This window comes from Colwellia sp. BRX8-9, assembly GCF_014077245.1.
Lineage (GTDB): Bacteria > Pseudomonadota > Gammaproteobacteria > Enterobacterales > Alteromonadaceae > Colwellia_A.
In genome coordinates, this window is the sequence record NZ_JACGVN010000026.1 from 13,309 (window position 1) to 36,168 (window position 22,860).

Below are 22,860 nucleotides of genomic sequence, written 5' to 3' on the forward strand. Positions count from 1 at the left end.
AATATAAAATTTCAAGCTCAGTGATAAGTGAGCATAATATCCTTAGCGCACTTTAAGCTAATTCTAATATATCGATAAAACAATATAATAAGACAATAATCGCGTTGAAAAAAGCAGGTGTTATCGACGATTTTTTAAGAAAAATCAGGCTTTACCTTAATGTTTTTTTAGTGAAAATGATTTGATAGCCATTAAAAATAATATGGCAAGCACACCACCTAATGCCCCCCATAAATGAGCATTTATTGCTACGTTAGCGCCAATCAAGTCAGCGACGTCTTCACTTGCGCCATAATATTGTTCGTGAGCTATCTTTAAAATTACTCCAATAAGTAATAAGTAACCGGTGCGCTCTTTTGCTTTTATATCCTCAATAGCGCCCCAAATAAACAAGCCATGTAAAATACCGGATAAACCCACGTATTGTTCAATGTTTGGCGAAAACCAATGGATGCCAGCAGCACAAATAACAGCACTTATCATAAATACAATCAGATAACTTTTAATGGTGTAGAAATGACCATGTAAAGCCCACAACATAATAACCGCTGCACTATTCAACAGGAAATGGGCACCATTGGTGTGAAAAAAATGTCCGCTAAATACCCGCCAAACTTCGCCTTGTGTGACTAAACTGCGTTGATAAACAAAAAAACCACTTAAACTACTATCAAATATAAAAGCAACCAGTGAAATAATCAGAACTATGGCGGGAACCGTTACTTGTTGAACAGAAATTGGAAAAGCAGAAAGTGACAATCGCATTAAAATAGGCTTATAAACAAAGAGTAAAATATATTTTACTGCATTTTAGATGTTTTTTATATTGAAAATATTCTTAACGTTTAATGGTGAACAGCGTAGACTCATCGTTAATAATTATCTGTTAAGCCCAAATTAATGACCCGAGCATACTGCTTACAATGCGAACGTCCTGAAAAATCTTGTCTATGTCATTTAGTCACATCGGTTGATAATGATATTCATATCGTGATCTTACAACATCCATTAGAAGTTAAACAAAGTAAAGGCAGTGTAACCTTATTACATCAGTCATTAAAAAATAGCCAAGTTATTGTGGGTGAAAATTTTACTGACAATATTGAAGTACAAAGACTATTAGAGCATTATCATCAACAATGTGCTGTTTTATATCCGGCTAATGATGCCGTTGTTTTAAGTGTCAATAATAGTAATATAACAACACCTAAGTGTTTGTTTATCTTAGACGGCACTTGGAAAAAAGCGTATAAAATGTTTATGAGCAACACTTGGCTGCAACAACTGCCGCATTTTACCTTGGAGAATGATATTGTTGGACAATATCAAATTCGAAAAACAACTAAAAAGCACGCTCTGTCATCACTAGAGGCTTGTTGCTATGCGCTTAGTGTTTTAGAACACCAACGCGATGGAGAAAATAAGTATCAAGCAGTATTGGCAAGCTTTGTAGAATTTAATCATTTTCAGTTATCGTTTAACCCAAACTAGTTTATGTGTTTTTAAGGAAAACTATGTCTCGAATCCCACTATTTCAGCGTTTAAGTATGGTAACGCTATCACTGGTACTTACCTTTACTAGTCAAGCCGAAATAATAAAACAGCAAGAAGACCGTGAACCCGAAGCTGCTACGGGTGTTATCCATAAACAAGCAGTTACCAGCAAAGACTTTATGATCGCGGCAGCTAATCCTTATGCTAGCCAAGTTGGTTTCAACATCCTAAAAAAAGGTGGCAGTGCCATCGATGCGGCGATTGCTGTGCAACTGGTATTGACCTTAGTTGAACCGCAATCTTCAGGGATCGGTGGTGGTGCTTTTATTTTGCATTGGGATAAAAAGGAACAATTCTTAACGACTTTTGATGGTCGCGAAACTGCGCCAAAATTGGCAACGGCTGAGCTGTTTTTAGATGATAAAGGTAAAGCCATCTCTTGGATTAAAGCCGTTGTTGGTGGTCGTTCTGTTGGTGTTCCTGGTGTGTTGTCAGCACTAAAACAAGCGCATCAACAATATGGGGTGCTTGCTTGGTCAGAATTATTTGTCGAAGCCATTGAGCTTGCCGAGCAAGGTTTTATTGTTTCTCCACGGCTCGAAAAACTAGTCTCAATGCAGTTTAATCCAGGCATTAGCCAACTTCCTGAAATAAAGAATTATTTCTTCCCTAATAATATTGCCATAAAAGCCGGTGATCGTTTAAAAAACAAAAAGCTTGCTGCTGTTTATAGAAGTATTGCTAAAGATGGACTTAAACCTTTTTATCATGGTTGGATAGCGGAAAAAATTGTTGATGCGGTGCAAAATTCTATCATAGCGCCAGGTAGGCTTACTCTGCAAGATATGGCACATTATCAGCCTAAACAACGACCTGCTGTTTGTGGTAGTTATCGCGACTTTAATATTTGTGGTATGGCACCTCCTAGTTCTGGCGGTGTTGCGGTTATTCAACTGCTTGCCCAACTTCAACCTTACGACTTTGCGAAAGAAAGCCCCAACAGTTTAACGGCCGTACATTTACTTACACAAAGTTCTCGTTTAGCCTTTGCTGATCGAGAACGATATATTGCCGACAGCGACTTTGTTAATGTACCTGTTGCGGGGCTAATATCTCCTAACTATTTAGCAAAACGCTCGAAATTAATTAATATTGATAAGGATATGGGAACAGCGCAAGCTGGTTTCCCGCAGGGCGCTTTAGCACAAGCAGACGATCTTGCTTTAGAGTTACCATCAACCAGTCATATTTCAATTGTTGATAAACAAGGAAATGCGATATCAATGACGACCAGTGTTGAAATGGCTTTTGGTTCAGCGGTGATGGTGGAAGGCTTTATTTTAAACAATCAATTAACAGATTTTTCATTGGCGCCAAAAGTAAATGGGCAATGGGTAGCAAATCGCTTAGAGCCACTAAAGCGACCTAGAAGCTCCATGGCTCCTACGATGGTATTTAACCAAGATAATTCATTAAAACTTGTTGTGGGTTCACCAGGCGGTAGTCGGATTATAAACTATGTTGCGCAAGCCATTGTTGGTGTAATTGATTGGCAGTTAGACCCTCAAACGGCAATAAATTTACCAAAAGTAACCAATCGTAATAAGGTGACCACCTTAGAAAAAGGCACGAATATTGAATTATTAAAGCCAGCTTTAGAAGCCAAGGGACATAAAGTTATCGTTAGAGATTTAAATAGTGGTCTTCATGCAATTGAAGTGACAGAGCAGGGATTAATTGGCGGTGCAGATCCGCGCAGAGAAGGGGTTGTCTTAGGTTTATAAATCATTTTTTGACCTATCTTTTTTAGGATAGGTCAAAAGTGTATTTTAAAGCATAGACTAATTTAGAAAGGGTCTTTTAATATTTTATCAATAACCCAATCGCCATCTATTTGAATAAGAGATAAGCGCTTAACGTCTTTCAAACGATTATTATCGTAAATACCATCAAAATAAACAGTAATTACCGCTGCGTCTTTGAACTGCTCACGAACTTTTACACCGCTGTCATCAGGCGATGCAACCACTGAATCGTAAGACATATTAAATAAATGGCGGCCAACAGCTTTGGGTGACTTGTAATGTAAGATAATTCGAGACAATTGTGGGCTACAAACTTTGGCTGCTTTCTTCACATTTTTTTCATTATAAAGTGCATCAAAAAAAGCGATAGCGACAACTTCAGGACTTTCTGAAGTTTTAATGTCTCCACTTTCTTCGTCACCACATGCAGTAAGTAGAAGAGTAAATGAGATAATGATTAATTTTAAATAGTTCATAAGCTGTAAATATTACCTGGAAAGTATCCTTATATACTACCTGAAATTATTAACTGATTAGTATTAAATATTATAAAAATTCAAATATTATTGAAATTTTATACAGTAAGCCCAATATATAAACTATCAACGGGTCCTTAGGAGTAACAATTGCAAAATATCATTTTGAACTTTATTTTGTTCATCAGCTCTTTAGTATCCGTTAATGCTGTTATCTCAGTTCCTTTGTCATCTGTGATTAGCAACGATACTCAACAAGTAGAATACATAGAGTATTGTGCTGAAGCCCCCTTACTTATATTACAAAAAACACGTGAAGTTCAGCTATATAAGGCATTAAATGCTCTAAGTATGAGTGGAACTTACTTATATTCGGATTTGTTTCATGACGCTTTTGATTTACATCATGACTCCCTCATACTTGTCGATACACAGATAAGTAGGCAAAAATATAAAATTCAAAAGCAAACCTTTCAAAAGTCTGTGGTAACTATTCATCTACAATTCATTAAAACGCTTTATCAAGTTGAAAGTGAAAACCTCATCGCGTAATCGATTATTTTAATAAATATCCGTTTAATCATTTCATTGATTAAACCTTTTAAATAATTTGATTGAGTGCTCTATGGAAAATTTCTTTACGTATGATTTATATCTGGCGTTAGCGCCATGGTTAGTTTTTGCTGTGCTATCAGTATTGGCGATAATATTAATGAAGCTTGCTAAAAAACGCCGTGGTATAGCGATTGCCTTTGCTGTTTTTGTGCAAATGTTTTCTCCAGATCCTTTTGTGGAGAAAGCGATTGCTATGGTGGTTTCTGAAAAAAGAGCGATTAAAAAGCAGCAAGACGAAGATGGAGAAGGGCAGGGGTTAATAAAAAAGATTGAGTAAAAGCCTACATATACAAATGCCAGACGAAAACGTTCTGGCATTTTCTAAATAATATTGTTTATAAAGAACTCCTTGATGATTTATTCAATAAAGTTAAGATTTCTTCTTTATTCTTTAATATTTTTATATCACTAAATAATTGCTCTGCCTCAGGGTATTGTAATCTTAAGTAACGTAGCCACTGTTTTAATCGACTTGAAAAATAAAAGCTTTTATCGCCAATTAATTCAAGTTCACTGTATTGTTTTAGTAGAGAGCATAGTTGGTGCCAAGGCATAGGTTGTTGATTGTTTTTTATTACCGCTTCCAAGTTTGGCAGAGCAAGTGCGCCACGGCCAAGCATTAAGTTAGACGTATGGCTTTCCTCGATGCAACGGTGGGCATCTGCTAAGTTCCAAATCTCCCCATTAGCGAAAATTTCTATTGGATATTTTTTGACAATACCAGCAATGAAATGCCAGTAAGCAGGAGGACGATAGCCATCGGCTTTAGTTCTCGCGTGAATGGTGAGTTGATCCGCCTTGGCAGATGTTATTGCGCTTACTATCTCATCTAACAACGAGGCATCATCAAAGCCTAAGCGAATTTTTGCCGACAGTATCACATCTTTGCCAACCGCTTCTTTTACCGCTAGCACTATTTTGTAAATATCTTCAGGTGTTTTTAGTAATGCGGCACCGCCACGATTTTTATTAACGGTTTTAGCAGGACAGCCAAAATTAAGATCAACACCATGTGAGCCTAGTGCTATTGCTCGAACAGCATTTTCTGCCATCCAGTTGGGTTCTTGACCAAGTAACTGCATTCTCAATGGTGTGCCTGACTGCGTGTAACCTTGTTGTTCTAATTCAGGGCAAACTTTGTAGAAACATCGCTCAGGTAAAAGCTGGTCAACAATACGTAGAAACTCAGTAATACAAAAATCGTAATTATTTAATGAGGTGAGTAGACGGCGCATTAAGGCATCAGCAACACCTTCCATTGGTGCTAAAACAACTTTCTTTACTTGAGTATTCATAGATCAGCGAGTAACCTCAAAAGTGAGTGATAAGATTTATCTAAGAGTGAATAAATATTTTCAACCTCATTGAAATTTATTTATTCGGTGAAGGGTCTTTGTTAGTAGCTTACATATGTAGTGCCAAAATTATAATATTAAAGGAAAATATCATGAAAATTTTAAAAAAATCATCATTGACAGCTTTATTAGGTTTATTTGCCTTAACACTTGCCATTTCAGCTCCTGTAAAAGCAGAAATTAACCCTTTTGAAACTAAAAGCATTGTAACGATTACAGCGGCAGATGCTAGCGGAAAATGTGGTGAAGGAAAAGCTGACGAAAAAGCTAAATGCGGCGAAGGTAAAGCAGACAAAAAAGGTAAATGCGGCGAAGGTAAATGTGGTGAAACTAAAACCGACAAAAAAGGTAAATGTGGCGAAGGAAAATGTGGTGAAGGTAAAGCAGATAAAAAAGGTAAATGTGGCGAAACCAAAACTGACGCTAAGAAATGTGGCGGTTAATTCTTAATCATTTATTAAACGTGAACACATATCTTTAAAAAAGCTATTTAACCCTTTGTTAAATAGCTTTTTTGTTTGTTTATAGCTATTGCTGTTTGTTGTGTCGCGAGTCATGATAAAAAATGATTCACTACCTAGAGTGAATTATTGTTTTATCACACTTTACCTAGCTATTTTAATGTCCCTGTAAAATCAAATTCCTGGTTACATCGCACTATTTTATTTAAAACAGTGTCTTTCTTAATTAATGTCTTTTTTTCCAAGACTAATGTCTCGAAAAAACAGATAATACCGACCATTAATTACATCTTGCCAATTGGCAGTCGCTAAAACTAAGCAAATCACTGAGCTTTTAGTGCAAAACTTCGGAAATTATTCAATGGAAATCAAAGTTAATTATCTCGACAACCTTAGAATTGAAGCTAAATTTGATGATTTTTCTGTCATCGCTGATCAACCTATTCGCTATAAAGGTGATGGCTCTGCTCCAGGGCCTTTTGATTATTTTTTAGCTTCATCAGCGCTTTGTGCCGCCTATTTTGTTAAGGTTTATTGTACTTCGCGTGATATACCCACTGAAAATATTCGTTTGTCACAAAACAATATCGTAGATCCTGAAGATCGTTATAACCAAATTTTTCAAATTCAGGTTGAGTTGCCTGAAAGCATTTCTGAGAAAGACCGTAAAGGCATTGTCCGTTCCATTGATCGCTGTACTGTTAAAAAAGTCGTTCAAAGTGGACCAGAGTTTAAAGTAGAAATAGTCGATAGTCTTGAAAACGACGCCCAAGCAATGCTTATGGGGCAATCAGCAAGTGACTCCAGCACCTACATTTTAGGTAAAGACTTACCACTTGAACAAACTATTGCCGATATGACAGGTCTGTTGGCTGATTTAGGTATGAAGATTGAAATATCTTCTTGGCGAAATATTGTGCCTAATGTTTGGTCATTGCACATCCGTGATGCGGCATCACCGATGTGCTTTACTAACGGTAAAGGCGCAACGAAAGAAAGTGCGCTTTGCTCTGCACTTGGTGAATTTATTGAGCGTCTTAACTGTAATTTCTTTTATAACGATCAGTTCTTTGGTGTTGATATTGCCAACAGTGATTTTGTTCATTATCCCAATGAAAAATGGTTTAAACCAGGCGTCAATGATGAGTTGCCCAGCGACATACTTGATGAATATTGTTTAGCGATATATAACCCTGACGATGAATTACGGGGTTCGAACCTAATAGATACCAACTCTGGCTTAGCGGAGCGAGGTATTTGCTCTATTCCTTATGTACGCCATTCTGATGGTGAAACCGTCTATTTTCCTTCAAATTTAATTGAAAATTTATTCTTAAGTAATGGTATGAGTGCAGGTAATAATTTACCTGAAGCACAAGTGCAATGCTTGTCAGAAATTTTTGAACGTGCGGTAAAAAAACAAATTATTGCACAAGAAATTATTTTACCCGATGTGCCCAAAGACGTAATCGCAAAATACCCAAGTATTTTAGCAGGCATTGAAGGGTTAGAGGCGCAGGGCTTTCCTATTGTCGTTAAAGATGCATCGTTAGGTGGTCAATTCCCGGTCATGTGTGTCACGCTTATGAACCCTAAAACGGGTGGTGTCTTTGCCTCCTTTGGTGCTCATCCAAGTTTTGAAGTTGCGCTAGAAAGGAGTTTGACGGAGTTGTTACAAGGAAGAAGCTTTGAAGGCTTAAACGATGTACCTAAGCCAACATTTAATAGCATGGCGGTTACCGAACCTGAAAACTTTGTTGATCACTTTATTGACTCAACAGGTGTTGTTTCCTGGCGTTTCTTTAGCAGTAAAGCTGATTATGAATTTTGCGAATGGGATTTTTCTGGCACCAACGAAGAAGAAAATGCTGTGTTAATGGCGATTTTGAAAGACTTGGGCAAAGAAGTCTATATCGCAGAGTTTAATCAATTGGGGGCTACTGCTTGTCGTATGCTAGTGCCAGACTATTCAGAAGTGTATCCGGTTGAAGACCTTATTTGGGACAACACCAATAAATCTCTTGAATACCGCGAAGATATTTTAAATCTTCACATTTTAAGTGAAGAACAATTAGTCGCTTTAGTTGAGCGTTTAGAAGATAGCCAACAAGATAACTACATTGATATAAAAACATTAATTGGTATTGAGTTTGATGAAAATACCGTTTGGGGTCAGCTCACTATTCTTGAATTAAAGATTCTTATTTATCTTGCCTTAGGCGCTTTAGAAGAGGCTATTGAATTAGTTGGAGAGTTTTTACAATACAATGACAATACGGTTGAACGTGGCTTATTTTATCAAGCGGTTCATGCGGTATTAGAAGTTACCCTAGACGAAGAGATGGAACTTGAAGACTATATCGGTAACTTTAATCGAATGTTTGGTGAAGAGACTATGGAACACGTGGTTGGTTCAGTCTTTGGTGAAGTTAGGTTTTATGGTTTAACACCAACAAGTATCAAACTTGAAGGTTTAGATAAGCACCTGAGGTTGATTGAAAGCTACAAAAAATTACACCAAGCACGTAAAATAGCGGCTGTAAAATAGTAAAAACATATCATGTAAAAAGCCAATATCTACTATAGGTATTGGCTTTTTATAAACGTTGCGCATTTAAATTTTAAATTTTAAATCTTAAGTTTAATGAGCATTAATCAGTTTTATACACCTCGGTTCTATTTCTGCCAAGTTCTTTTGCTTTATATAGGGCATTATCAGCCTGGGCGTAGAAGTCAGTAAATGATATTTTATCGTTACAAATGCTGGCACCAATACTTACCATTAATGGTTTATTATCAACCTTAATAGTAGCAATTAACTGATGTAATCTTTCACAAAATAATAAAACATTCACTTTGTCTGTGTCAGGTAGCATGATCAAAAATTCTTCACCACCAAAGCGAGCAACGAGGTCTGTTTGTCGACAAAAGGCTTTCAACTTTTGACCAAGCTCTTTTAATACTCGGTCTCCTGATAAATGGCCAAAGCTATCATTTATTTTCTTAAAGTGATCAATGTCGAGCATTAATAAACCAACCGATTGATGAGATCTTGCTGCCTGCTCAAGGACTAAAATGCTTCGCGATTTCATTTCTCTTCTATTTAATAACTCGGTTAATTCGTCAGTAGAAGCAAGTAATTTCAAAGCTTCTGCTTGCTCTTCTAATGTTTCGCGGGTTTTTAATAATTCATTATAAAGTTGGTCTCTTTTAGAGGCATTAAAAAAGCTCCAGTAAATACAGCCATCATCACCTAAATGCGCGTTGACGGTTACTGGAATGCGAGCCCCTTGAGCATTAAATATAATTAACTGCATTTCTTCACACGTTTTCTCATGTAAAAGTGTTGGAATGAGATAACTTTGAAAAAATATTTTTGACGATTTTGTGAAAATTACGTCTGTACTTTTACCAATAAGGGCTGCTGGTTGCCATAATAGTTCAGTAGTGAAATATGCATTAACATAGGTAATAACTCTTGACGAATTAGTGACTAAAGCACCGCAAGGAAAACTATCCAGCGAATAATTTTGCATGTTACTTTGTGCTTTACTTTTGCGTGTTGTGGTCATTGTTCGCGTATTCTATTATTAAGTCGACAATTTCGTTCGGATGCGTCATATGTAAACAATGTCCGTCAGCCAGAATCACTTCCAGTTGACTATTTTTTATTTGGCTATGAATAAACTCACCAACAGTCGTCGCAGCCAAGGCATCATTTTTACTTTGAAAAATTAATGAAGGTTGCTTTATATCTTTTAAAATATGGCGATAATCAGATAAAAATGTTGCTTCAGCAAAATTCTTCGCTATAACAGGGTCAGTAGAGCAAAAACTTCCCGTTAACTCTCCTATTAAATCCGTTGAATTATCATCTCCTATCACTAATGGCGCTAAATAATCAGCCCAACCAATATAATTTTTATCCATCAGGCTTAATAATTCGAGTAAATCTTCTTTTTCAAAGCCGCCCAAGTATTCAGGAGGAAAGTTTAGAAAACAAGGTGAAGGGCATATCATGATAAGCTTAGAAAAAAAATCAGGCCTTTTATTGGCGGCAATCGCACCGATAATACTACTTACAGAGTGTCCGACAAAGATTGCATTTGATAGCTCTAGCACTTCAGCTATTTCAATAATATCTTCGGCATACCCATCAAGTTGGCTATAACGTTTCTTGTTGTATTGTGAGATATCTGAACCACCAGAGCCGACATAATCAAAGAGTACGATGGTAAACTTGTTCAGTAGCTTTGGCGTTAAAAAGCGCCACATGTTTTGATCGCAACCAAAACCGTGCGCAAGAAAAAGTGTTTTATCACCTTTTCCAACAATTTTAACATTATTTCTAATCAACACCTCTTTTGACAAAAGCATAATATTTCCTACTCAAATGTATCGTTAATTAACGGTTACTAACCTTGTTTATACTACTATCTAATAATCTTGCTTATATTACCACAGAAGGAAACAGTTGCAGCGTTTGCTCAATTATATCAGTTTTCTGACTTTTCGCTAAATAAGCGGCATATATATCTCTTGAATATACCGGCGCTTCTTCAACTAGGTATAATTTATTTTTCTCGATATACTCAAAAGTCATTTGTCTGGGTAAATAAGCACTTCCGCCGGCGTCCAATAGAAAATTTAATGCAATTCTTGGTTGGCTCATATAGTGTCTTGCGGGAGGAGCATCTTGAAATTCTCGAAGGTGTTGCGCATTCACTGATTCACCATAGTCGACCATTATGTGGTTATCTAATGTTAACTTTTCGATAGTATCGTTTGGCTCTGTGGTCACTAAATGTAGTGGCACCGTGGCGACTTTTTCAGTGATTAAATCTTTAACAAACGGCGGCTCGAAAAAAAAGGCAACATCGACCACACGACTCAGTAAACTCTTTCTAAGCTCTAACGGCGAGTAAGTGTTGGTTAATAAACTAACATCATCAAGATTGCGATGTATCTTTTTTAACCAATCTTGTAAGACAATATCCCAAATAGACATCATAGAGCCAACAACTAATTGATAAGTATCACTGTCTGCAACACCAACATCTTGTTTAGTTTTTTGCCACATAAACAATAACTCATTAGCATGTTTTATTAACCGATTACCTTCTGGGGTTAATTTTAAATGCTTTTGGCTTCGGTCAAACAACAGCACACCTAAGTCACCTTCTAATAACTTAATCCTTGCGCTTACTGCAGATTGAGTAATGAATAAGTTCTCAGATGCTATTCTAAAGTGTAATGTACGGCTCACTTCAAGAAATGTTTTTAATAGTTCGATTCTCATACAAACCTCGACAAACAACGCAATCATTTTTTTTGATTAAACTCATCAAAATATAGCGCTATATTATTTAATAAGCTGACTATACACTCCACAGCACTTATTACCTCACTTTTTATCATTAAATAAAAGTGAATATCAAAAGACTGACTTATGAAAATTGCTATCTTATCTAGAAATAAAAAACTTTACTCTACCCGTCGTTTAAAAGAAGCGGGTGAAGCTATGGGCCATGAAGTTGATATTATCGATACTTTGCATTGCTATATGGACATTACGAGTAGCCGTTCATCGGTGCGTTATCACGGTAAAGAACTACCAAAGTATGATGCAATTATTCCTCGTATTGGCGCCTCTGTGACTTTTTATGGCACAGCTGTGGCAAGACAATTTGAAATGATGGGTACCTTCAACATTAATGAGTCCGTCGCTATCAGCCGCTCACGCGATAAATTACGGTCATTACAGTTGCTATCGCGTAAAGGTTTGGGTTTACCGCGAACGGGTTTTGCCAGCAAACCTGATAATGCCAAAGATTTAATTAAAAATGTTGGCGGCGCGCCGGTGGTTATTAAGTTGCTCGAAGGCACGCAGGGCATAGGCGTAGTATTAGCCGATACGGCTAAATCAGCTGAAGCCATTATCGAAGCGTTTATGGGTTTAAACGCGAATATTTTGGTACAAGAGTTTATTAAAGAAGCCGGTGGTGCTGATATTCGCTGTTTAGTGATTGGCGGTAAAGTGGTTGCGGCGATGAAACGTCAAGGCGCTGAAGGTGAGTTTCGTTCTAATTTACATCGTGGCGGCTCTGCTGAAGTGGTTAAATTATCTAAGGCTGAGCGTGATACTGCTGTCAGTGCTGCAAAAGCGATGGGTTTGAACATGTGTGGTGTCGATTTACTGCGTTCACAAAATGGTCCTATGGTCATGGAAGTTAATTCATCTCCTGGCCTTGAAGGTATCGAAAAAGCGACAGGCAAAAATGTTGCCGGGATGGTGTTTGAGTTTTTAGAAAAAAATGCAAAACCTCATGACACCAAAACACGTGGCAAAGGATAATGAAAGTGAGTTCTACAGACATATTACGCATTGGTGAATTTGAAATTTTACCTGGAGAGCAGCGCAAAATAGAGTTGCCGGTTGCTAAGTTATATACCGATGCCGACGTTTCTTTACCCGTTCATATTATTCGCGCTAAAAAACCGGGGCCCACTATTTTTTTGAGTGCGGCGGTACATGGCGACGAATTAAATGGTATTGAAATTATTCGACGCTTGATCCACGAAAAGAAACTTAAAATAACGCGAGGCACAGTTATTGCTGTTCCTATGGTTAACGTTTATGGCGTGGTTAATCAAAGTCGTTATATGCCTGACCGTCGTGATCTAAATCGCTGTTTTCCCGGCTCTGCGAAAGGCTCTTTAGCAGGGCGTGTCGCGCATATATTTCTCAATGAAATCGTTAAACATTGTGATTACGGTATCGATTTACATACCGGGGCAATTCATCGCTCAAACCTGCCACAAATTAGGGCGGATATGTCTGATCCCGATACCAAAGCCTTGGCGGAAGTGTTTGGCGTACCGGTTGTGTTAAATTCTACTTTAGTTGACGGATCGTTAAGAGAATCAGCCGTTAAAAACGAAACGAAAATACTCTTATATGAAGCGGGTGAAGCGCTGCGTTTTGATGAGTTTTCAATTCGAGCGGGCATGAAAGGTATCTTAAATGTTTTACAATATTTAGGTATGACCAGAAAAGTTGTCCGCTCTAAGAAGAAAAAACTTGTGCCTTTTATTGCTAATGGTAGTCAATGGGTGCGCGCTAACGCTAGTGGTATTGTTCATAATATTGTAAATTTGGGCGATCAGATCACTAAAGGTCAAGTGTTAGCCGAAATTGGTAGCCCATATGGTGCAATATTTGATTCGGTTAAAGCAACACGCTCAGGCATTTTAATCGGTAAGCAAAATATACCGCTAGTACAAGATGGAGAAGCTATGTTTCATGTCGCTTATTTCAGTGAAGACGATGAAGAAATCGCTGAACACATTGAAAACGTACAAGAGCAGCTTTTACCTGAAAATGACGACAGTTAGGAAACCGTATGAAAAAAGCAAATAAAGTTGTTATTGGGCGTTTAGAGTCAATAGCTTTGCCAGACTTAGCTATTGACGATTTACAAGTTCGAGTTGATACCGGCGCAAAAACGTCGTCGTTACACGTCGATAATATTACAAAAGTTATTAAAAATGGCAAGCCTTCGGTGATTTTTGATATTCATCCTGATGCGCATAATGTTGATACTATTGTTAAATGTAGTGCGCCAATTAGTGATATCAGGAAAATAAAGTCTTCTAATGGCACCGTAGAGCAACGTTACGTTATTGAAACATTAATCGTACTTGGCGAAGAAAAGTGGTCAATTGAAATAACCTTAACAGATCGCTCTGATATGAGTTATTTAATGCTGTTAGGAAGAGAAGCTTTAGGCAAACGTTTTCTTGTTGATCCATCAAAAGTTTTTTTAGGATCAAAAATAGAAAGTGAGCTAGGTTAAGCCTTATCTATACGTTTTTTATATAAAAAGCGATTCCTTGTCTGCGGTAAACACCACAAAAGATGAATCGCTGTCCGACAATCAACGTTAAAAGTAGCGCGTTATCTGCCGTCAAATAACCTAAAGATATGCAGAACATATTACCGCTACTTTGTTGTCACTAAAAGTTCCTTATTGCTCCCTGTCTGCCAAGACCTTACTTTCTAAAGTGCATATTGAGAGCGGCTGCTGAATTATTGTTGCCACTCTTTTTAACTAATATAGCTCAAGCTTTAACGAGCTCGTTATAAAAATATCTATTGATTAGTGACTATGTACTTAATTGAAAACACGTATTATAGTTATTAAAAATAATTAGAATAGGCTTCATTGACTTGTAATAATTTGGCGCATTCATTTAGAATAAGCTTTATAAGCAGTGGTTGTAGCCGCTAAATAATTAAATTAACTTGGTACTACTTTTGAATATTCCTGACTTACCTAATAATCATGCATTAGCGGTATTACTCATTACCGTATTTGCCTTATACCTCTTTCGTCGAGATGATATCCCTTTAGAAACCTCCTCTTTGGCTGTTATCGCTATATTGTGTTTGGCGTTTGCATTCTTCCCTTTTTATATAGATGGCACACATTTCGAACCTAGCTCATTATTTTTTGGCTTTGGTCATGAAGCCTTAGTGACAGTGTGTTCGTTAATGATCATTGGTCACGGTATTGTGCGTACAGGAGCATTGGAGCCCATTGGTCGATACTTGGCTAAATTATGGAAAATAAGCCCAACATTATCTTTGTTGCTAACACTCGTTTTAGCTGGAGGTTTAAGTGCTTTTATTAATAACACCCCAGTTGTGGTGCTGTTACTGCCTATCTTGATCAGTGTATCACTGCGTACTAAAACAGATTCTTCGCCAATGCTACTGCCGATGGGATTAGCAACCTTAGTTGGGGGAATGGCGACAACTATAGGTACATCGACCAATTTATTAGTGGTTAGTATTGCAAAAAATATGGGGGCGGTTGAGTTTGGGCTCTTTGATTTTATACAACCAGCACTCATTGCTTCTGTTGTTGCCGTACTCTACTTATGGCTAATTGCGCCTAAACTTCTCCCAAGCAGAACACCATCAATGCCTGATACTTCGCCACGTCTGTTTAGCGCTTATCTTAATATAAATGAAGAAAGTGTGGCTAACGAGAAAACAATTACCGAGATAATTGCTTTGACTGATGGCCAGCTAAAAATTGAGAGTATTCAGCGTGGCGCCAACTATCGGAATATAATGCCTTTGCCCGATACCGTGCTTATCGTTGGTGACCGCCTAAAAGTTCATGACTATCCAGACCGTTTAAAAGAATATGAGTCAGTATTAGGAGCCACTTTATTCTCAGGACTGCATAAAGTTGATGACGAACACCCTCTAAAAGCCGAGAAACAAACGTTGGCAGAGATTGTTATTATTGCTGGCTCGGGAGTTGAAGGGCACACTTTACAACAAGTCAATTTTATACAAAAACACAGCATATCAGTGATCGCTTTGCATCGAGCAGGTAAAGCGATGGAAATTGGTCGCAGCAGTATCGGCAATACCCGCCTGAAAATTGGCGATGTCTTACTGGTACAAGGAGAGCAAGAGCAAATTGATTTATTAAAAGCTAAACAAGGACTACTCATTATTGATGGCGCGGAGTCATTACCTCAAACAAGTAAAGCACCCATTGCCTTAGGTACCTTGTTAGCCGTAGTTGTATCGTCAGCCTTGGGTATTTTACCTATAGAAATTAGTGCGGTTTGTGGTGTACTCGTCTTGTTATTAACAAAATGTTTAAATTGGCAAGAAGCTTCATCAGCGCTTAGTACGCAAGTTATTTTAATTGTTGCCGCGTCTTTAGCGTTAGGCTCTGCAATGATGACTACCGGTGGCGCTGAGTACATAGCGCAAGTGTTTGTCGCATTATCATTTGGTTTACCACCAGGAGGTGTCTTATCGGCCCTAATGCTGTTACTCGCGATATTAACTAATATTGTTTCTAACAATGCTGCTGCTGTTATTGGTACGCCTATTGCTATTTCTGTTGCTAGCCAACTCAACCTACCAGCAGAACCTTTTATATTGGCGGTACTCTTTGGTGCTAACTTAAGTTATGCAACCCCTATGGCTTACAAAACTAACCTTTTGGTAATGAACGCCGGTGGTTATCGTTTTTCTGATTTTATGCGTGTTGGTATTCCCTTGATTATTCTAATGTGGGTAACGCTATCCTTACTGTTAAATTGGTTATATCTGTAAGATAAACAAAGCAGTCTTTTGTTTTAGGCTGCGCTAATCTTCGTTAATACACTAAAGATGAAAGGTGCTTTGGTAAGCAAAAAGCCTAATTAATAATGAGGATTTTTTGTAACGTTGAACTAGGGTGATGTTTGTTGTGGGGCTTATAAATAAAGCACAACTCAGCTGTTGTGCTTATTGTGTAGCTACAAAGATTAAGGCCCATTACAAGACGATGTCTGTTGCTCTTTTATTTATTAATACTTTTTAAAGCTTTATTCTCAAACCATAGTTTCATAAAGTCAGACGTTAATTTCTGTTCTATTTCCATCGCACTTTCAGTGGGGCAAAAAATAGTAAAAAACACCTGAGTGTCACCCAGCTCAGAGGTAGCTACTTGAATGTGCGGTTTTGGACCTGCAATCTTTATATCTAAGCGGTTTTCAATAAGATGATTATAACGAACTGCCACATCTTTAAAGTCATGACAATATAAGTCTGCTTTCTCATACAAGGTATCGATAAAGTCAAAGGGATTAGCACTGTCATCACGTACTATAGTGAAATGATGTACCGCATAACGCTTGAGGAAATTAAGGTTTTTAATTACCGAAGTAATTAACTGACTATTAGGCAAATATAACGTTTTGCCGGTATATTCATAATCATCTTTATTGACCTCTAGTAAAGTAAGTTTAGCCCAATCGGTAGAATGCACCTCACCAACATAGTTACCTACTTGTATCCAGTCACCAATACGAAAGGGTCGACTCGATAATATATAGATAAAGCCAATAAAACACTGAATAAACTCGCGAGTCGCTAATACAATTGCCACAACAAAAGCGGCAATAGAAAAGGCAAACTTTTGGATTTCTTCGGACCATAGATTAAAAAGTAAAATAATGATCAATATGGTGAAAATATTATTCACCATATTAATTTTTAATCTTTTGGTTTGTTTCGATTTTAGTTTTATAACTTTTATGATTAAATTTTTAATCAAAAATGAAGTCATCAACAGTAAAAAAGTAACAATAAATTTATATTCAAACAATAACTCGGTAAAACTGTTTAAATTGAATATTTTGTCTAACCATTCCATTATAAATATTTAACCTGTTTATTTTATATTAGGAAGCATGCCTTTAAGTAGCAAACCAAAAATGTCTGCGCCAGTAATAATACGTTTGGTTTCTCCCCAAATAAGCAATACATCGTGTTCTATCACACCATCAAAGTTTTTGTCAGTAGATGTATTCACTTTCATTTTTAGTATAGCTTCATTTAATGGTGTCGTTTCATCCGTTATCACAACAGGACGATGACAATAATTGTAAGGGTCAAAATCGCCTGGTTGATATAACGCAGCTCGTGAATAACCGTCTGCATCAAGCACGAGTAATGGGTAGCCAGCTTCATTGGTCAGTATTACCCAACTATGGTTAGTTTCATTTACCAGCATTAAAAATGGGTCATCTGGACCTTGTGTCGTTACCGGAATAATAGGTAAGTCTAACTTTGTTGGTAGGGCAATAATTGATTTAGGATCAATTATCTCACCTTCTTCAGTGACCTGTATCTCATCTAAAGCAAAAAAGTTTAACGCACCGATACCTTCAACATGATTAAGATCGGCTTCTTCTGCGGAAATGTGCTGGCGAATAATACTTCTAAGTTCACTTTCTTCAAGGTAAGTAATCCCTTCTTTGCCGAGCCAAGCATCTAAAATAAGTGCAGTTGGTTTGGCTACGGGGTAAAAAAGGAACTGATAAAAACGAATAATAGGGGCGAGCATGCTGCCCATTTTTAAGGCATTTCTTGAGAAATAAGCTTGCGGGGTAATTTCACCAATAATCGTAATGGCAATAGTTGAAAACAGAAAAGCACTGATGCCAGTAAGCACTGAATCAGAGAGCATTGTTAACAACACATTAATTCCAACATTACCCCATAATATTGTTGTTAATAAAAAATTTGAGTCGTCTCTCAGACGTAAAATAGTTTGTGCTGCTTTATTACCCTTTTTAGCTTCAACTTCTAAATGCAGGCGACTTATAGAAAAAAATGCGAGATTTAATCCTGAGAAAATGGCTGATTGAGTGATACAAAAGGCGATTGCACACCAAGTAATAATGTCAGTTGACATGTAATAATCCTAATAGGAATGTTAATAGCTTTAATTGGGTGAATTATTAACTTTACTTGCTGAGATAACAACTAATTATTTGACCTTTACTCTAAAATATTGCTTATAATGGGAAAGTTTATAACGTTTACTATCAGTTATTATTTGTAATGCTGACACCCGCATTATTTTGTAATTATACCTAAGGATTTATCATGATTAAATGTATGTTAATTTCACCCTCTGCGCCTGTTAAAATTGGTGGCGAAGAATTAGTCAGTGAATGGCAACAAGATGAAAGTACCGTGCTATGGATTGATCTTGATAAAGTCGAAAAATCTCAAGAAAAAGAAATATTCACTCAATTTGGCTGTCACCCTTTGGCTATTTTAGATGCTCAAAGAGAAAGACACCCTCCGAAAGTTGAGCTGTTCAATGATTTCATCTTTCTGCTTTACCGTGGCTTTGTTGCCAAAGAAAATAATTTAACCTTTGAACATGTACAAATCAGTATGTTTATCGGTCAACGGGTGTTAATTACCGGTCATCCTGAAAGCTCGATAGCGATAAATGCCTTATTTACTGCCAGCAGTGAAAAGTATTTAGCGAGAAGCCCAGTACACTTAGCATTGAAAATATTTCACAGTAGTTGTGGTAATTACCTACAGCAATTATTTGACTTTGAACAAAACTTAGAAAAAATTGAAGATCAATTTCAAATCAGTGGTAACGATAAAATGATGCGAGAAATCACCTCACATCGTTCGAGGTTGGTTAAAATTAGAAGAACTTTTAATTACCATGTAACTGTTGGAAATACCCTTAACAGTTATCTTGAAGATGATGAAACATCACTCATTACGGAACAAGAAATACATGCAGTAAATGACTTAAGAGAGCGACTTGATCGATTATTGAGCCTCTCTCAAATGTATTATGATATTTGTGGAGATTTAATTAACGGTTATATGTCGGTTACTTCACATCAGCTAAACGCAACAATGAGAGTGTTAACGGTTATCACCGCTTTGTTCGTACCTTTGACTTTCCTCGCAGGAATATATGGGATGAATTTTGAATACATACCCGAGCTTAAATTTGAACACGGTTACTTTACTTTACTTGGGGTGATGTCGGTTATCTCTGTTGGTCTTATTGTTTGGTTTAAGAAAAAACGCTGGTTGTAATAACCACTAATTTAATTAAAAAAAGAAGACAGATATTGAGCGATTCAAAAACACTTTATGAAGCAAAAGTCATTAACATCAGAAAAAGACAACCGATAATGGCTTGGTTACTTTCTTTAACCCTGATTAGTATGGGCTATTATTTGTCAAAAACTCAGTTTTTAGGGCTAGAGTGGCTTTCTAGAAGTGGTTGTTTAATTGTTATCATTGGTGTTTGGTCAAGTATTGGCGCCATTATTGCTGAACGTGTTCTTATCAGTAAACTCAATATTCAACATCGCTTGGTATTGTCACGAGCCAAAATGAAACTCAGAAAAATCAATGTGCCAACAGAGTACATCGACAAAGAAATTGCAACGATTGAAGATGATTTTGACGATAAAATTGATGTTGTTAAAGATAATGTTAGATACCAGCTCGGTATTTTAGAAGTTTCATTGTTGATAACAGGCACCTTTATCTGGGGATTTGGCGATTTATTATTTCAAGTGAATTTTTAATGAGTAAACTATGAGTAACAACATCTGGTGGGGCGAGTTTACCTTTGATGAAAGTCATGAAACAAAATGTTGGAGCGTTGGTCAACGCGCGATACTCATAAATCGCAAGGCAACTGAATGGAACATTTGGAATATTGAAAATCAAGAAGAAGACCAAGACATTGTGGTTTCTGCTGGCGAAAACTTTGCACTAGAAAGCGATGCTGATATCGGTCGTTTTTTAGAGAAAGCTAGCTCTGATAAAATAAAAGTATTTCCAAAATTAGCCGATCGTTCGGTTATTGCACGCCCTTCATCACCGCTAACTATTTTAGCGGGTGAAAAAGTTCAGCTGTTTATTAGTACACCTATTTGGTTTTATGCTGAAACATTTCCAAGTGCTAAATGCTTAGTTGATTTACCCTTTTGGCGTCCGTCAGATTCATGGTTTGGTAGCTCAACCATCGACGGACAATTGTGCTATGCAAAATATACCTCTGCAAAAACTAAACTTGAAGAGCTTGATTTACATCCCCACCGAGCAACAACGTCAATTACGGTGATTAATAGCCATAACAAAGAACTTATCATCAACAGGATTAATGTTCCTGTTAATTACTTACATTTATATAGTGATGATAAAAACCAACTGTGGACATCTGGCATAACCATTGAAAGAAATAATGAATCAGCCGATATTGAATTAATTATAGAAAGAAGTGTTTCAGTTGAATTTCAACCCCTTACCGCGATAAGTAGTCCGCGAGAAACCTCTGAGCACGGTAAAATAATTCGCAGAATCAGTAACTTATTTGGGTAAACTTTAGTTAGGTAAATATTATATGGAAGTCATTAATGAGTTTTTTAATATGCTCAAAGCATCTCATTTATACACCTTAACACAGGCACTTATTTTATTTGTGGTCGGTTACTTTATTGCTAAAGCGCTCAGTAGCGCGATGGAAAGAATTGTTAGCAAGAAAATGACGACACACGGAGTGTTTTTGTTAAAAAGAACGGTGTTTTATACCTTACTGGGCTTATTTGTCTTGTCGGCTTTAAAGCATATTGGTATCGACTTAACGATATTACTTGGCGCAGCGGGAATTTTTACTGTCGCGATTGGCTTTGCTTCACAAACTTCAGCATCAAATTTAATCAGTGGCATATTTTTGATGATAGAAAGACCTTTCTCAATCGGTGATGTGATTAAAGTCAATGACATCTTAGGGGAAGTTATTTCAATTGATTTATTGTCTGTTAAATTAAGAACCTTTGATAATTTATTTGTTCGAATACCCAATGAAAGCATGATAAAAAGTGCGGTCACCACCATGACAAAGTATCCCATTAGAAGAGCAGACTTAAAACTAGGAATTGCTTATAAAGAAGATATTGAAAAAGTGCGTGATTTATTATTAAAAATTGCCGAAAAAAATGTTATTTGTTTGGAAGAGCCAGCACCTTTGTTTATTTTGACCGGGTTTGGTTCATCGTCAGTTGATATTCAATTTTCAGTGTGGTCAAGAAGAGAGAATTTTCTTGCGCTTAAAAATGAAATGTATCAGAACATTAAGAAAACATTTGATGAGCAGGGCATTGAGATCCCATTCCCGCATATCAGCCTTTATGCCGGGAGTGCAAGTAAACCTTTTAAAGTTGCTATGAATGAGAACCCGAGAAGTACGGCAGATGTTGTATCCAAAGAAGAGTAGTGACTGAATCAACGTTGAGCATTAACCTTGCTGGTTAATGCTCATTATTTATTTTACTGTTTAATAAGCAATAAATCACATGGCGGCTCATATAAAAAATTTGAGGTAGTACTTCCCACCCAAAACTTATCCAGCATGTTTCTATTAACTAGACCGATAAATAAAATATCGATATGGTTTTTGTTAATATATGACTTTAAGGCCTCTTCAGGTAAACCTTCAAGTAATTGATATTGATCCCTCTTAATGCGGAACTGATCAGCGAACTCTTTTAAACCGTCTTGGTGCATCGACAGTACTTTGTTTTTGTATTGGTATAAAACTGATGAAATGTAACAACAGTGGATAAGTTTCCATTTTACTGAAAGCGAATCTTCCCAGCTTTTTAAATGCTGAACAATATGTTCATCAATTTTTGCTGGCCGATCATTTTCGTGTAATGGGTCAACAGCGCCAATGGCATTGATGTTTTCTTTCCATACCTTGTCAGTTAATAATAATACGGGTGCGTTTATTTCAGTGAGAGTTTGAAAAATGGGATGTCTTTGTTTAGGTGGTGTGTCTTCTAAAATTAGCAGGCCATTATTTGTTTTTGCTAATTCAGTATTGATTGTTTTTATGTGATCTGCAGACTCTGAAACGATAATTTCAGCTTTAATTGCACTCATTTCTAATGCTTTAAGCAAGGTTTGTTTTTTCTTGTTAATCACCACTAAATCTTCATTAGCCGTTGGTGAGTCGCCAACCATGGCATGCCAATACCACCGTTGGGTAGATTTTACTTTAGCATCGATGATTATTTTAACGCGCATTTTATGAGTGTTGGCGAGGTGAATAACTTTATCTAAAGTAATGCTTTTATAAAAATAACGTCCATCTATAAACCAAATTAATTGCTCAGTTATCATTCTATTCCCTCATTTTGGATGTTAGTTCCCGGGTGGGATTGACCTAATTTTGTTAAAACGGTCTGGCGACTTTGCTGAAGAAGTCAATATTGTGTAAATTTATCGTAAGGT

The 22,860-nt window shown here is 36.9% G+C and carries 23 protein-coding genes; 14 read left to right on the plus strand and 9 right to left on the minus strand.

Annotated elements, in window-relative coordinates; all coding sequences use genetic code 11:
• Positions 1-156: 156 nt before the first annotated feature.
• Positions 157-765, minus strand: coding sequence for a rhombosortase (gene rrtA, locus H4J70_RS17360; RefSeq protein ID WP_182230675.1), 609 nt, complete (start codon positions 763-765; stop codon positions 157-159).
• A gap of 135 nt (positions 766-900) precedes the next feature.
• On the opposite strand from rrtA, the gene H4J70_RS17365 reads away from it, so the two are divergent.
• Together H4J70_RS17365 and ggt are read left to right on the plus strand one after the other, a co-directional pair.
• Positions 901-1,491 carry a tRNA-uridine aminocarboxypropyltransferase gene (locus H4J70_RS17365; RefSeq protein ID WP_182230674.1) on the plus strand — a complete coding sequence of 197 codons (591 nt, stop codon included), beginning with the start codon at positions 901-903 and terminating at the stop codon, positions 1,489-1,491.
• Positions 1,492-1,514: 23 nt separating this feature from the next.
• Positions 1,515-3,278: a gamma-glutamyltransferase gene (gene ggt, locus H4J70_RS17370; protein ID WP_182251557.1), complete on the plus strand. Its 1,764-nt coding sequence runs from the start codon at positions 1,515-1,517 to the stop codon at positions 3,276-3,278.
• A 62-nt stretch (positions 3,279-3,340) separates the two neighbouring features.
• Here the strand turns inward: ggt and H4J70_RS17375 are convergent, their stop codons facing one another.
• Positions 3,341-3,775: a hypothetical protein gene (locus H4J70_RS17375; protein ID WP_182218085.1), complete on the minus strand. Its 435-nt coding sequence runs from the start codon at positions 3,773-3,775 to the stop codon at positions 3,341-3,343.
• Between the two features lie 150 nt (positions 3,776-3,925).
• On the opposite strand from H4J70_RS17375, the gene H4J70_RS17380 reads away from it, so the two are divergent.
• Both H4J70_RS17380 and H4J70_RS17385 read left to right on the plus strand, forming a co-directional pair.
• A complete protein-coding gene (locus tag H4J70_RS17380) occupies positions 3,926-4,327 on the plus strand; it encodes a hypothetical protein (protein WP_182218087.1) in 402 nt (133 codons plus the stop codon).
• A gap of 73 nt (positions 4,328-4,400) precedes the next feature.
• Complete coding sequence (locus tag H4J70_RS17385) at positions 4,401-4,667, plus strand: hypothetical protein (RefSeq protein ID WP_182218089.1); 267 nt, start codon at positions 4,401-4,403, stop codon at positions 4,665-4,667.
• Between the two features lie 58 nt (positions 4,668-4,725).
• Here H4J70_RS17385 and H4J70_RS17390 read toward each other — a convergent pair whose 3' ends face one another.
• Positions 4,726-5,685, minus strand: a complete 960-nt coding sequence (locus H4J70_RS17390; protein WP_182230673.1) for a tRNA-dihydrouridine synthase — start codon at positions 5,683-5,685, stop codon at positions 4,726-4,728.
• 152 nt (positions 5,686-5,837) lie between these two features.
• Between H4J70_RS17390 and H4J70_RS17395 the strand changes: the two genes are divergently transcribed.
• Both H4J70_RS17395 and H4J70_RS17400 read left to right on the plus strand, forming a co-directional pair.
• Positions 5,838-6,188 carry a hypothetical protein gene (locus H4J70_RS17395; RefSeq protein WP_182218093.1) on the plus strand — a complete coding sequence of 117 codons (351 nt, stop codon included), beginning with the start codon at positions 5,838-5,840 and terminating at the stop codon, positions 6,186-6,188.
• Between the two features lie 379 nt (positions 6,189-6,567).
• Positions 6,568-8,754, plus strand: coding sequence for an OsmC domain/YcaO domain-containing protein (locus H4J70_RS17400; RefSeq protein ID WP_182251558.1), 2,187 nt, complete (start codon positions 6,568-6,570; stop codon positions 8,752-8,754).
• A gap of 103 nt (positions 8,755-8,857) precedes the next feature.
• On the opposite strand, the gene H4J70_RS17405 is transcribed toward H4J70_RS17400, so the two are convergent.
• The 3 genes from H4J70_RS17405 to H4J70_RS17415 all read right to left on the minus strand — a co-directional run bounded on the left by H4J70_RS17405 (position 8,858) and on the right by H4J70_RS17415 (position 11,505).
• On the minus strand, positions 8,858-9,778 hold the full coding sequence (locus tag H4J70_RS17405; protein WP_182251559.1) for a diguanylate cyclase: 921 nt from the start codon (positions 9,776-9,778) through the stop codon (positions 8,858-8,860).
• Complete coding sequence (locus tag H4J70_RS17410; RefSeq protein ID WP_182222922.1) at positions 9,756-10,583, minus strand: alpha/beta fold hydrolase; 828 nt, start codon at positions 10,581-10,583, stop codon at positions 9,756-9,758. The genes H4J70_RS17405 and H4J70_RS17410 overlap by 23 nt, the downstream gene beginning before the upstream one ends.
• Positions 10,584-10,656: 73 nt before the next feature.
• Positions 10,657-11,505 carry a LysR family transcriptional regulator gene (locus tag H4J70_RS17415; protein ID WP_182218101.1) on the minus strand — a complete coding sequence of 283 codons (849 nt, stop codon included), beginning with the start codon at positions 11,503-11,505 and terminating at the stop codon, positions 10,657-10,659.
• 150 nt (positions 11,506-11,655) lie between these two features.
• Here H4J70_RS17415 and rimK point away from each other — a divergent pair, with 150 nt between their 5' ends.
• The 4 genes from rimK (at position 11,656) to H4J70_RS17435 (ending at position 16,353) form a co-directional block, all read left to right on the plus strand.
• A complete protein-coding gene (gene rimK / locus H4J70_RS17420; protein ID WP_070376387.1) occupies positions 11,656-12,561 on the plus strand; it encodes a 30S ribosomal protein S6--L-glutamate ligase in 906 nt (301 codons plus the stop codon).
• Positions 12,561-13,601, plus strand: a complete 1,041-nt coding sequence (locus H4J70_RS17425; protein WP_182230672.1) for a succinylglutamate desuccinylase/aspartoacylase family protein — start codon at positions 12,561-12,563, stop codon at positions 13,599-13,601. Before rimK ends, H4J70_RS17425 begins: the two co-directional genes overlap by 1 nt.
• An 8-nt stretch (positions 13,602-13,609) precedes the next feature.
• Complete coding sequence (locus tag H4J70_RS17430; RefSeq protein ID WP_182222952.1) at positions 13,610-14,062, plus strand: RimK/LysX family protein; 453 nt, start codon at positions 13,610-13,612, stop codon at positions 14,060-14,062.
• Between the two features lie 461 nt (positions 14,063-14,523).
• Positions 14,524-16,353, plus strand: coding sequence for an SLC13 family permease (locus H4J70_RS17435; protein ID WP_182216528.1), 1,830 nt, complete (start codon positions 14,524-14,526; stop codon positions 16,351-16,353).
• A 229-nt stretch (positions 16,354-16,582) separates the two neighbouring features.
• On the opposite strand, the gene H4J70_RS17440 is transcribed toward H4J70_RS17435, so the two are convergent.
• Positions 16,583-17,269: a mechanosensitive ion channel family protein gene (locus H4J70_RS17440; RefSeq protein ID WP_404842429.1), complete on the minus strand. Its 687-nt coding sequence runs from the start codon at positions 17,267-17,269 to the stop codon at positions 16,583-16,585.
• Between the two features lie 186 nt (positions 17,270-17,455).
• Positions 17,456-18,481 (minus strand): DUF21 domain-containing protein, encoded by a 1,026-nt coding sequence (locus H4J70_RS17445; RefSeq protein ID WP_182216531.1) that lies wholly within the window; start codon positions 18,479-18,481, stop codon positions 17,456-17,458.
• Between the two features lie 194 nt (positions 18,482-18,675).
• Here H4J70_RS17445 and H4J70_RS17450 point away from each other — a divergent pair, with 194 nt between their 5' ends.
• From H4J70_RS17450 to H4J70_RS17465, 4 genes are read left to right on the plus strand one after another with little or no spacing between them, the layout of a single operon-like run.
• On the plus strand, positions 18,676-19,647 hold the full coding sequence (locus H4J70_RS17450) for a magnesium transporter CorA family protein (RefSeq protein WP_182216533.1): 972 nt from the start codon (positions 18,676-18,678) through the stop codon (positions 19,645-19,647).
• A gap of 35 nt (positions 19,648-19,682) precedes the next feature.
• Complete coding sequence (locus tag H4J70_RS17455) at positions 19,683-20,147, plus strand: hypothetical protein (RefSeq protein ID WP_182216534.1); 465 nt, start codon at positions 19,683-19,685, stop codon at positions 20,145-20,147.
• A gap of 10 nt (positions 20,148-20,157) precedes the next feature.
• Positions 20,158-20,946 (plus strand): hypothetical protein, encoded by a 789-nt coding sequence (locus tag H4J70_RS17460; protein WP_182251560.1) that lies wholly within the window; start codon positions 20,158-20,160, stop codon positions 20,944-20,946.
• Between the two features lie 22 nt (positions 20,947-20,968).
• Entirely contained in the window at positions 20,969-21,841 is an 873-nt protein-coding gene (locus tag H4J70_RS17465) for a mechanosensitive ion channel family protein (RefSeq protein ID WP_070376395.1), read from the plus strand.
• Between the two features lie 53 nt (positions 21,842-21,894).
• Here the strand turns inward: H4J70_RS17465 and H4J70_RS17470 are convergent, their stop codons facing one another.
• Positions 21,895-22,749 carry a universal stress protein gene (locus tag H4J70_RS17470; protein ID WP_182216537.1) on the minus strand — a complete coding sequence of 285 codons (855 nt, stop codon included), beginning with the start codon at positions 22,747-22,749 and terminating at the stop codon, positions 21,895-21,897.
• Between the last annotated feature and the right edge of the window lie 111 nt (positions 22,750-22,860).

What these genes read in the sequence shown, in the direction of transcription:
- rrtA (WP_182230675.1), bottom strand. Translation starts at nt 765, where the DNA reads ATGCGATTGTCACTTTCTGCTTTTCCAATTTCTGTTCAACAAGTAACG.
- H4J70_RS17365 (WP_182230674.1), top strand. Translation starts at nt 901, where the DNA reads ATGACCCGAGCATACTGCTTACAATGCGAACGTCCTGAAAAATCTTGT.
- ggt (WP_182251557.1), top strand. Translation starts at nt 1,515, where the DNA reads ATGTCTCGAATCCCACTATTTCAGCGTTTAAGTATGGTAACGCTATCA.
- H4J70_RS17375 (WP_182218085.1), bottom strand. Translation starts at nt 3,775, where the DNA reads ATGAACTATTTAAAATTAATCATTATCTCATTTACTCTTCTACTTACT.
- H4J70_RS17385 (WP_182218089.1), top strand. Translation starts at nt 4,401, where the DNA reads ATGGAAAATTTCTTTACGTATGATTTATATCTGGCGTTAGCGCCATGG.
- H4J70_RS17390 (WP_182230673.1), bottom strand. Translation starts at nt 5,685, where the DNA reads ATGAATACTCAAGTAAAGAAAGTTGTTTTAGCACCAATGGAAGGTGTT.
- H4J70_RS17395 (WP_182218093.1), top strand. Translation starts at nt 5,838, where the DNA reads ATGAAAATTTTAAAAAAATCATCATTGACAGCTTTATTAGGTTTATTT.
- H4J70_RS17400 (WP_182251558.1), top strand. Translation starts at nt 6,568, where the DNA reads ATGGAAATCAAAGTTAATTATCTCGACAACCTTAGAATTGAAGCTAAA.
- H4J70_RS17405 (WP_182251559.1), bottom strand. Translation starts at nt 9,778, where the DNA reads ATGACCACAACACGCAAAAGTAAAGCACAAAGTAACATGCAAAATTAT.
- H4J70_RS17410 (WP_182222922.1), bottom strand. Translation starts at nt 10,583, where the DNA reads ATGCTTTTGTCAAAAGAGGTGTTGATTAGAAATAATGTTAAAATTGTT.
- H4J70_RS17415 (WP_182218101.1), bottom strand. Translation starts at nt 11,505, where the DNA reads ATGAGAATCGAACTATTAAAAACATTTCTTGAAGTGAGCCGTACATTA.
- rimK (WP_070376387.1), top strand. Translation starts at nt 11,656, where the DNA reads ATGAAAATTGCTATCTTATCTAGAAATAAAAAACTTTACTCTACCCGT.
- H4J70_RS17425 (WP_182230672.1), top strand. Translation starts at nt 12,561, where the DNA reads ATGAAAGTGAGTTCTACAGACATATTACGCATTGGTGAATTTGAAATT.
- H4J70_RS17430 (WP_182222952.1), top strand. Translation starts at nt 13,610, where the DNA reads ATGAAAAAAGCAAATAAAGTTGTTATTGGGCGTTTAGAGTCAATAGCT.
- H4J70_RS17440 (WP_404842429.1), bottom strand. Translation starts at nt 17,269, where the DNA reads ATGGTGAATAATATTTTCACCATATTGATCATTATTTTACTTTTTAAT.
- H4J70_RS17445 (WP_182216531.1), bottom strand. Translation starts at nt 18,481, where the DNA reads ATGTCAACTGACATTATTACTTGGTGTGCAATCGCCTTTTGTATCACT.
- H4J70_RS17450 (WP_182216533.1), top strand. Translation starts at nt 18,676, where the DNA reads ATGATTAAATGTATGTTAATTTCACCCTCTGCGCCTGTTAAAATTGGT.
- H4J70_RS17460 (WP_182251560.1), top strand. Translation starts at nt 20,158, where the DNA reads ATGAGTAACAACATCTGGTGGGGCGAGTTTACCTTTGATGAAAGTCAT.
- H4J70_RS17465 (WP_070376395.1), top strand. Translation starts at nt 20,969, where the DNA reads ATGGAAGTCATTAATGAGTTTTTTAATATGCTCAAAGCATCTCATTTA.
- H4J70_RS17470 (WP_182216537.1), bottom strand. Translation starts at nt 22,749, where the DNA reads ATGATAACTGAGCAATTAATTTGGTTTATAGATGGACGTTATTTTTAT.